Annotated in this window: 11 protein-coding genes; 4 read left to right on the top strand and 7 right to left on the bottom strand. The window is 70.0% G+C overall.

Annotated elements, in window-relative coordinates; all coding sequences use genetic code 11:
* Positions 1 to 42 precede the first annotated feature (42 nt).
* A complete protein-coding gene (locus tag AOK17_RS42695) occupies positions 43 to 801 on the bottom strand; it encodes a class I SAM-dependent methyltransferase (RefSeq protein WP_055618040.1) in 759 nt (252 codons plus the stop codon).
* Positions 802 to 899: 98 nt separating this feature from the next.
* Here AOK17_RS42695 and AOK17_RS42700 point away from each other — a divergent pair, with 98 nt between their 5' ends.
* Complete coding sequence (locus tag AOK17_RS42700; protein WP_055618041.1) at positions 900 to 1,529, top strand: CGNR zinc finger domain-containing protein; 630 nt, start codon at positions 900 to 902, stop codon at positions 1,527 to 1,529.
* On the opposite strand, the gene sodX is transcribed toward AOK17_RS42700, so the two are convergent.
* Positions 1,433 to 1,867, bottom strand: a complete 435-nt coding sequence (gene sodX / locus AOK17_RS42705; protein ID WP_055618048.1) for a nickel-type superoxide dismutase maturation protease — start codon at positions 1,865 to 1,867, stop codon at positions 1,433 to 1,435. The genes AOK17_RS42700 and sodX overlap by 97 nt on opposite strands.
* A 145-nt stretch (positions 1,868 to 2,012) precedes the next feature.
* On the opposite strand from sodX, the gene sodN reads away from it, so the two are divergent.
* A complete protein-coding gene (gene sodN / locus AOK17_RS42710) occupies positions 2,013 to 2,408 on the top strand; it encodes a superoxide dismutase, Ni (protein WP_007491258.1) in 396 nt (131 codons plus the stop codon).
* 130 nt (positions 2,409 to 2,538) lie between these two features.
* Positions 2,539 to 2,952, top strand: a complete 414-nt coding sequence (locus tag AOK17_RS42715) for a helix-turn-helix transcriptional regulator (protein WP_055618049.1) — start codon at positions 2,539 to 2,541, stop codon at positions 2,950 to 2,952.
* 15 nt (positions 2,953 to 2,967) lie between these two features.
* Here AOK17_RS42715 and AOK17_RS42720 read toward each other — a convergent pair whose 3' ends face one another.
* The 4 genes from AOK17_RS42720 to AOK17_RS42735 all read right to left on the bottom strand — a co-directional run bounded on the left by AOK17_RS42720 (position 2,968) and on the right by AOK17_RS42735 (position 5,678).
* The gene (locus tag AOK17_RS42720; RefSeq protein ID WP_055618042.1) at positions 2,968 to 4,218 is read right to left on the bottom strand and encodes an RNA polymerase sigma factor; all 1,251 of its coding nucleotides are present in this window, start codon (positions 4,216 to 4,218) and stop codon (positions 2,968 to 2,970) included.
* Positions 4,215 to 4,628, bottom strand: a complete 414-nt coding sequence (locus tag AOK17_RS42725; RefSeq protein WP_055618043.1) for a YciI family protein — start codon at positions 4,626 to 4,628, stop codon at positions 4,215 to 4,217. The genes AOK17_RS42720 and AOK17_RS42725 overlap by 4 nt, the downstream gene beginning before the upstream one ends.
* 126 nt (positions 4,629 to 4,754) lie before the next feature.
* Positions 4,755 to 5,033, bottom strand: coding sequence for a hypothetical protein (locus tag AOK17_RS42730; protein WP_055618044.1), 279 nt, complete (start codon positions 5,031 to 5,033; stop codon positions 4,755 to 4,757).
* 60 nt (positions 5,034 to 5,093) lie between these two features.
* A complete protein-coding gene (locus AOK17_RS42735) occupies positions 5,094 to 5,678 on the bottom strand; it encodes a dihydrofolate reductase family protein (protein WP_055618045.1) in 585 nt (194 codons plus the stop codon).
* A 119-nt stretch (positions 5,679 to 5,797) separates the two neighbouring features.
* Here AOK17_RS42735 and AOK17_RS42740 point away from each other — a divergent pair, with 119 nt between their 5' ends.
* A complete protein-coding gene (locus AOK17_RS42740; protein ID WP_055618046.1) occupies positions 5,798 to 6,394 on the top strand; it encodes a TetR/AcrR family transcriptional regulator in 597 nt (198 codons plus the stop codon).
* Between the two features lie 101 nt (positions 6,395 to 6,495).
* Here the strand turns inward: AOK17_RS42740 and AOK17_RS42745 are convergent, their stop codons facing one another.
* Positions 6,496 to 7,092 (bottom strand): GNAT family N-acetyltransferase, encoded by a 597-nt coding sequence (locus tag AOK17_RS42745; RefSeq protein ID WP_055618047.1) that lies wholly within the window; start codon positions 7,090 to 7,092, stop codon positions 6,496 to 6,498.
* Between the last annotated feature and the right edge of the window lie 370 nt (positions 7,093 to 7,462).

The following is a 7,462-nucleotide window of genomic DNA, read 5'->3' on the forward strand; positions in this document are numbered from 1 at the left end:
GGGACGGGAATGGGTAGGGGCGGCGGGGGCGAGAAAGGTCCGCTACTTGAGCGCCAGGACCAGCGCGTCCGACGGGGAGCGCCACACCTCGCGGGCCTCAGCGAAGCCCTTTTCGCGCAGCACACGCGCGTGCCACTCCGCGGACGGAGTGTCCCCCTCCGCATGCTCGCCATAGATCTCGAACCGACGAGCCGTGGGCCCGGCGAGCACGGGATCCTGGGCAGCGAGCTCCCACCACTCGGCCCAGTCGACGACACCGACGGCCTTGGCCTCGTCCATACGGGCGTGCCGCTGGGCACGATCCGCCGCGTTGATCCGAGGAGTCGTCTCGTCGATCATGTGGTCCGCGTTCATGAACACCCCACCGTCACGGACGAGTCCCGCGACCTGACCGTAGAGAACCGCGAGGGGTTCCCTGTGCAGCCAGTGGAGAGCGGTGGCCGTGAGGACGGCGTCGTACGAGTCGTACGGCAGCTTCGCCGGCCAGTCGGGGTCCTTGAGGTCGGCCGTGACGAAGGTGACCCGGTCGTCGCCCCGGAAGGTGCCCTCGGCGATGGTCAGGAGCGCGGGGTCGAGATCGACACCGGTACTGACGGCCTTCGGGAACCTTTCGAAGAGGCGGGCCGTGATACTTCCCGTACCGCATGCGAGATCGAGGACGCGCGGCTCGGGTCCCACAAGGGCCTCGACCATGTCGAGCATGACCCGGAAGCGCTCCTCACGGTCCGGCATGTACCACTCCTGCTGCCGGTCCCAGCTCTCCTGCCAGGCAGCCCAGTCGGCTCCGATGTCGGTCGTCATGGATACCCCTCTCCCCTCCAGCATGTAATACCCTGGAAGTGCAATTAGCCATTACCTGTCCGCACCACGACGATAGAGTGCCTCCGTAAGGACTACAAGTGGAACTGGCCTATTACTCGGATTACGCCGTGCGACTCGTCAACAGCGAGGAACCGGCCCGGGGCAAGGACGCGCTCACCTCGGTCGAGGCCGTCCGCGACCTCTTCGGCGGCAACTCGTCGGCGGCCCGCCGCGCCACGGACGCGGACGTGACCCGCTTCCGAGGCGTACGGGCCCGGCTGCGCGCGGTCTTCGAGGCGGCCGACGGCGGCGACGAGACCCTCGCCGTGGACCTGCTGAACTCACTGCTCCTGGAGTTCCCGGTGAGCCCGCAGATCTCCGGCCACGACTTCCGGGACGACGACGGCCGCCCGCTGTGGCACATGCACCTGGCGGACCACCCGTCGAACGCGACCGCGGGATACGCCGCGACCGCCGCGATGGGCCTGGCCTTCCACCTCACCGAGTACGGCGTGGACCGCCTGGGCCTGTGCGAGGCAGCGCCGTGCCGCAACGCCTACCTCGACACCTCGACGAACCGCTCCCGGCGCTACTGCTCGGACCGCTGCGCGACCCGGGCGAACGTCGCCGCCTACCGGGCCCGCAAACGCCTGGAGGCGGACCGGTCGGAGAGCACCGGCCTGGCGGCCGACAGCACCCAGCGCGCGACCGCGAACGGCGAGCGCTGATTCTTTTTCAGCGGCCGGTACCGGAACCGGACCTTCCCGAGGACCAGCTCCTCGGGCACGGTCCCGTAGTCGGTACTGTCCCCACCCGCGTACGCGTTGTCGCCGAGCACCCACCAGCCGCCTTCGCGCCGCTCGGCCGCGCGCTTGACGACCAGCAGGTCCTGCTGGAACGGATGACGCAGTACGACCACGTCACCGGGCCTGACCCGGGCCCCGTACTGCACGACGAGGAGATCCCCGTGCTGCAGTGTGGGCACCATGGACGGCCCCGTCACCTCGGCCGTACCGAAGGGCAGGGCGGCCCTTCCACGCTCGGTCTCCTGCGACAGCTCCGGCATCACCGGCACCTCCCCGGTCCTATCCTCCACGAGTCCCAGTCTCACCCTGGACTTTTGTCCTAAGCCCATGGGGGCACTCGCGAAAACCCGTCCCTCACGGAGTAATGTCCCACCTGAGAAGACGATCACGAGGAAGGACAGCTCAATGCTCTCCCGCCTGTTTGCCCCCAAGGTCAAGGTCAGCGCACACTGCGACCTGCCCTGCGGTGTGTACGACCCGGCCCAGGCCCGCATCGAGGCGGAGTCGGTGAAGGCCGTGCAGGAAAAGATGGCCGCCAACGACGACCCGCACTTCCAGGCCCGCGCCACCGTCATCAAGGAGCAGCGCGCCGAGCTCGCCAAGCACCACGTCTCGGTGCTCTGGAGCGACTACTTCAAGCCCCCGCACTTCGAGAAGTACCCGGAGCTGCACCAGCTGGTCAACGACGCCCTCAAGGCCCTCTCGGCCGCCAAGGGCTCGACCGACCCGGCCACGGGCCAGAAGGCGCTGGACTACATCGCCCAGATCGACAAGATCTTCTGGGAGACCAAGAAGGCGTGACCCAACGCCTTCCGTTTTCGCGGTGGAGGGGCCCGGCCAATACCTTTGGCCGGGCCCCTTCCTCGTTTCCCTGTCGGCGGGCTCGCTGTGGGTGGGCCCGCTGTCGGTGGGCCGTGGCATGCTGAAGGGCATGAATCCGGAAGATCTGGTCCGGCTGCGCAAGGCGCGTGACCGGATGGACCGCGAGTACGCCGAGCCGCTGGACGTGCCCGCGCTCGCGCGTACGGCGCTGATGTCCGCGGGCCACTTCCAGCGCAGCTTCCGGGCGGCCTTCGGCGAGACTCCGTACAGCTATCTCATGACGCGGCGCATCGAGCGTGCGAAGGCGCTGCTGCGGCGCGGCGATCTGACGGTGACGGACGTCTGCATAGCGGTCGGGTGTACGTCGCTGGGGTCGTTCAGCTCCCGCTTCACCGAGCTGGTGGGCGAGTCGCCGAGCGCGTACCGGGCCCGGCCGCACGACGAGGGCGCGGCGATCCCGGCCTGCGTGGCGAAGATGTACACGCGGCCCACGCGCGTCCGGGCGTCCGAGCCCCCGTCCTGAGGGCAGCGGCACGCCTCAGGTCGCCAGGCGGGACGCGCGCGCCCGTAGATAGCGCTGTTCCGGGCGGCTGAGGGTCTTGGCGGCGGCCGACTCGTAGGCGGTGCGGGCGGCCTCGGTGTCGCCGGCCCGTTCCAGGAGGTGGGCGCGGACCGCGTCGAGGCGGTGGCCCGTCGACAACTCATCTTCCAGCGAGTCGAGTTCGGCGAGACCGGCCTCCGGGCCGTGGACCATCGCGACGGCCACCGTGCGGTTGAGGCGTTCCACGGGGCCGGGGACCAGCCGGACGAGGATGTCGTAGAGGCCGAGGATCTCCTGCCAGTCGGTGTCGTCGGGCGAGGCCGCCTCGTCGTGGACGGCGGCGATCGCGGCCCTCAACTGGTAGGGGCCAAGCCTCGGTTGGGCCAGCACCTGCGTCACGAGGGCCACACCCTCCTCGATCGCCGCCTTGTCCCACAGCGCGCGGTCCTGCTCGTCGAGCGGCACCAGTTCACCGTGCGGCCCGGTGCGCGCGGCACGGCGGGCGTCGGTGAGGAGCATGAGCGCCAGCAGGCCCGTCACCTCGCAGTGGCCGGGCAGCAGCGCGTGCACCGTACGAGTCAACCGGATGGCCTCGCCCGCGAGTTCGGCCCGCTGGAGCGCCGCGCCGGACGTGGCCGTGTACCCCTCGTTGAAGATCAGGTACAGGACGTGCAGGACCGCCGGCAGCCGCTCCTCCCAGTTCTCGGGGCGACCGAAGCTCGTGCCCTTCACCTTCTGCTTGGCCCGGCTGATCCGCTGCGCCATGCTCGCCTCGGGCATCAGATGCGCACGGGCGATCTCGGCCGTCGTCAGACCGCCGACCGCGCGCAGCGTGAGCGCGATCCGCGCGGGCTGGGTCAGATCGGAGTGGCAGCAGAGGAAAAGGAGCGTGAGGGTGTCGTCCTCGGACGGCGCGCGGTCGGCGCCGGGCGGCGGCGCCGTGAAGGCGTCGCGCGGAGTGAGCGCCGCCGCCCGCTCCTCGCGCAGCCGGCGCGCCTCCTCGCTGCGCAGCACGTCCGTGAGCCGCCGCGACGCGACCTTGATCAGCCAGCCGCGCGGATTCTCGGGCACCCCGGCCTCGGGCCACTGTCCGGCCGCCGCGAGGAGCGCCTCCTGTACGGCGTCCTCGGCGGCGTCGAAGTGTCCGTACCGGCGCACGAGCGCGCCGAGGACCTGCGGCGCGTGGCGGCGCAGCAGGTCCTCGACCTCGGTCGTACGTCCCGAGGGGCGTCTGGGGGGACGGCTCACACGTCCCCGCTGCCGTCGGGGATCGCGCGGATGACCAACGGGTACTGCTTCGTGCCCTCGGGGACGGGGCACTCAAGCACGCGGGCGGCGATCTCCGTGACCCGCTCCAGGCCGGCGCAGTCCAGGACCCAGTACCCGGCGAGCACTTCCTTGGTCTCGCTGTACGGTCCGTCGGTGATCACGGGCTTCCCGTCCGGGCCCCGCTCTACGAACCGGGCCTTCGCGGGCTCCGACAGACCGTTGGCGTCGACAATCTCCCCGGTCTCGGCGAGGTCGTTGTTGATCGCGCCCATGTGCGCGTACATGGTCTGGATGTCCTGCTCGGTCCAGGTGGGCGCGTCGGCGGACCCCTTGCCGCTCTGCGCCGCGTAGTCCGCCTGCGTGCCCTGGATCATCAAGAGGTACTTCATGAGTCCGCTCCTTCGGTTCGGGCCACCCGCACCGGGCGGCTCTCACAGGGGACGTCGGAGCCGGGCCACGGTTCTCTACAAGGTCGCGGAAAAAACTTTCGCGCGATTCCTCGCGTGCCGCCGCACTCAGGAATCCCGCTCCGCGGACGCCTGGTCCGCAGGGGTCTGGCCGGCGGTCGCCTGAGGTGCTTCGGGCGACCCGGGCGGCCCGGGCTCGCTCGACAGGGCGCGCTCCGACTCCGCCTCGGCCTTCTCGGCCTCCCCCTCCTCGTACTCCGCGCACTGGGGGTTCTGGCAGGGGCCCGCGCCCCACAGGGGCACGAAGACCCCGAGGGTCTTGTGCCGACGCACGACCGTGTCCACGGCCTGCTTGCAGACCGGACAGACGTACTCATCGCTGGTCATGTCCCCAGGGTATTGCGGGAGCGCGCGCCCCGACAGGCGGGCGACGGACCCACCCCGGAATCAGCGCTTCCTGCTGTACGTCCGCACAATCGCTCCGTTCTTGAACGTGCGCACCTCGCCGAGCGTGAACTCGCCGATGGCGAAGCCGGAGCCGAACATCGGCATGCCGGAGCCGAGCACGATCGGGTACGTCTTGACGATGAGCTCGTCGATCTCGTCGACCAGCTCACCCGCGAGCCGCGAGCCGCCGCACAGGTAGATACCGAGCTCGCCGTCCTCCGCCTTGAGCTCGCGGACCTTGCCGACCAGGTCGTCGGAGATGATCTCGACGTGCGGGTCGGGCGACTCCTTCAGGCTGCGCGAGGCGACGTACTCGCGCATATGGGCGTACGGGCTGGTGACGCCAATCTCCAGCGCGATGTCGTAGCTGGCGCGGCCCTGGATGATCGTGTCGTACTTCTGGTTCGCCAGGTGGTCCGTGCCCGTCGCCCGACGGCCGTGGGTCGGCAACGTCTCCGGGTATTCGGTCCTGAGGAAGTCGAAGAACTCCTCGTCGACCATCTCCACCATCATCTGTGCGTCGCCGCTCGGGTCGCCAATGAAGCCGTCGATCGAGCAGGCGATGAAATACGTGAGCTTTCGCAAGCCGGTCTCTTTCCGTAGGATGCGTCAACCACTCCATTCATAGTGCTTCACCTGTAGTGGTTGCAAGGAGATTTCCGAGGATCTCCCGTACGGGGCTCAAGTAGGAGAGGGGATTCCGCATGGCGAGCAATCCGGAACGCCGGGCGGCCCTGGTCGGGGCCGGTGTGGAGGTGCTGGCGCGCGAGGGGGCTCGCGGGCTGACGTTCCGCGCGGTGGACGGCGAGGCCGGGGTCCCGGTGGGCACCGCCTCGAACTACTTCACCGGCCGCGACGACCTGCTCCGCCAGATCGACGCCCACCTCCACGAACGCCTCGCCCCGGACCCCAAGGTCCTGGCCGAGCTCATGAAGGCCCCCAAGGACCGTGCCCTGGTCACGGCGTTCATGCACGACCTCATGGCCCGCGCCCAGCACGACCGCACGGGTTATCTGGCCCTGCTGGAGATGCGCCTGGAGGCCACGCGGCGCCCCGAACTCCGCGCCTCCTACACGAAGACGATCCGCGCCGACCTCGAATACGGCATGGAGTTCCACCGCGCGGCAGGCCTCCCCGGCGGCGACGAGACAGTCACGGTCCTGTACCTCGCCATGCTCGGCCTGATCCTGGAACACCTGACCCTGCCGGGTGTCCTGGAGGGCGTACTGCCGGGAGTCACCGTCCCGGACGGGCTGGTGGAACGGATCGTCGCGACAATCGTGCCGGGGCCGGCCGACTGAGCGGACAAGGTGCCGGCGTCGGGCCCCCGCCAGGGGCGTGGGGAACTGCGCACCCGGCCCCCACCGACCCGCGGACTACGAACCGGCCTCCCGCGGAGCGGTTAGCGGAGGGGTTCGCGCCACATGGGCCACATCAGCGGCCCGCCCGGGAGCTCAAGCGCGCTCCCCGTGAATTCGAACCCGAGCCGCTCATAGAGCCCCCGGCTGCGCGCACTACTCGCCTCCAGATACGTGGCGACGCCTTCACCGTCACACCGGTCCAGCACATGCTGGACAAGCGCCGAGCCGAGCCCCTCCCCCTGCCGGCCCGGTACGACGGCGATCATCCAGAGGTACTCATGGGCCCTCCCCTCCGGGTGGATCCCGGCGGTCAACCGGCCTATCAGCTCGACCCGTTCGTTCTCGGGATCGACGTCCTCGCGCAGTTGGGCGGGTCCGTCCTCGTCGTCCTCCTCGGCAGGCTCCGCGGGCATCGGAAGCCACAGCGCACAGGCCGAACCGTCCTCCGTGACGTCCACGTACCCCTCGGCGAGCACGCCGTCGACGAAGGCCCCCATCAGCAGCGGATGCGTCCGCCGCCGGTGTTCCGCGTCGGGAAAGATCCAACTGCTCACCGGGTCGTTCTGAAAGGCCTCGTCGAGCAGCCGTGTCACGGCCTCCCGATCGTCCTCGCCCGCTCTGCGGATCGCCACGCCCATAGCCCGCCCCTTTGGCTCAACTACCCATGCCCACTCGGCCGTTGCAGCCTAGCGATCACTTCGGCAGAAGGCGACGGGCCCCGCACACCGTGGGGATGCGCGGGGCCCGCCGGAACCGGAACCCCTCCGCCTCACCGCGTTGTCAGGCACCGCGCGGCGAAGAGGGCCCCGGAGTCTCGTACCCATTACGGCCGACGAACGCCGTACCGCTCAGGGAGGAGTGGCGGAAGTGAAGTGAGCGTGGAGGCGGGGCGGAAACGGGCGGTGTGGAGGCGGGCCGGCTGGGAGCGGGGCGGGCTGGGAGCGGCCCCAGCTGGGAGCGGGGCGCACACCGCCCGGCCTGGCCCGGCGCACCGCACCGCACCGCACC

The sequence above is a fragment of the Streptomyces phaeochromogenes genome, from assembly GCF_001418655.1.
Lineage (GTDB): Bacteria > Actinomycetota > Actinomycetes > Streptomycetales > Streptomycetaceae > Streptomyces > Streptomyces phaeochromogenes.

What these genes read in the sequence shown, in the direction of transcription:
- AOK17_RS42695 (WP_055618040.1), bottom strand. Translation starts at nt 801, where the DNA reads ATGACGACCGACATCGGAGCCGACTGGGCTGCCTGGCAGGAGAGCTGG.
- sodX (WP_055618048.1), bottom strand. Translation starts at nt 1,867, where the DNA reads ATGCCGGAGCTGTCGCAGGAGACCGAGCGTGGAAGGGCCGCCCTGCCC.
- sodN (WP_007491258.1), top strand. Translation starts at nt 2,013, where the DNA reads ATGCTCTCCCGCCTGTTTGCCCCCAAGGTCAAGGTCAGCGCACACTGC.
- AOK17_RS42715 (WP_055618049.1), top strand. Translation starts at nt 2,539, where the DNA reads ATGAATCCGGAAGATCTGGTCCGGCTGCGCAAGGCGCGTGACCGGATG.
- AOK17_RS42725 (WP_055618043.1), bottom strand. Translation starts at nt 4,628, where the DNA reads ATGAAGTACCTCTTGATGATCCAGGGCACGCAGGCGGACTACGCGGCG.
- AOK17_RS42730 (WP_055618044.1), bottom strand. Translation starts at nt 5,033, where the DNA reads ATGACCAGCGATGAGTACGTCTGTCCGGTCTGCAAGCAGGCCGTGGAC.
- AOK17_RS42740 (WP_055618046.1), top strand. Translation starts at nt 5,798, where the DNA reads ATGGCGAGCAATCCGGAACGCCGGGCGGCCCTGGTCGGGGCCGGTGTG.
- AOK17_RS42745 (WP_055618047.1), bottom strand. Translation starts at nt 7,092, where the DNA reads ATGGGCGTGGCGATCCGCAGAGCGGGCGAGGACGATCGGGAGGCCGTG.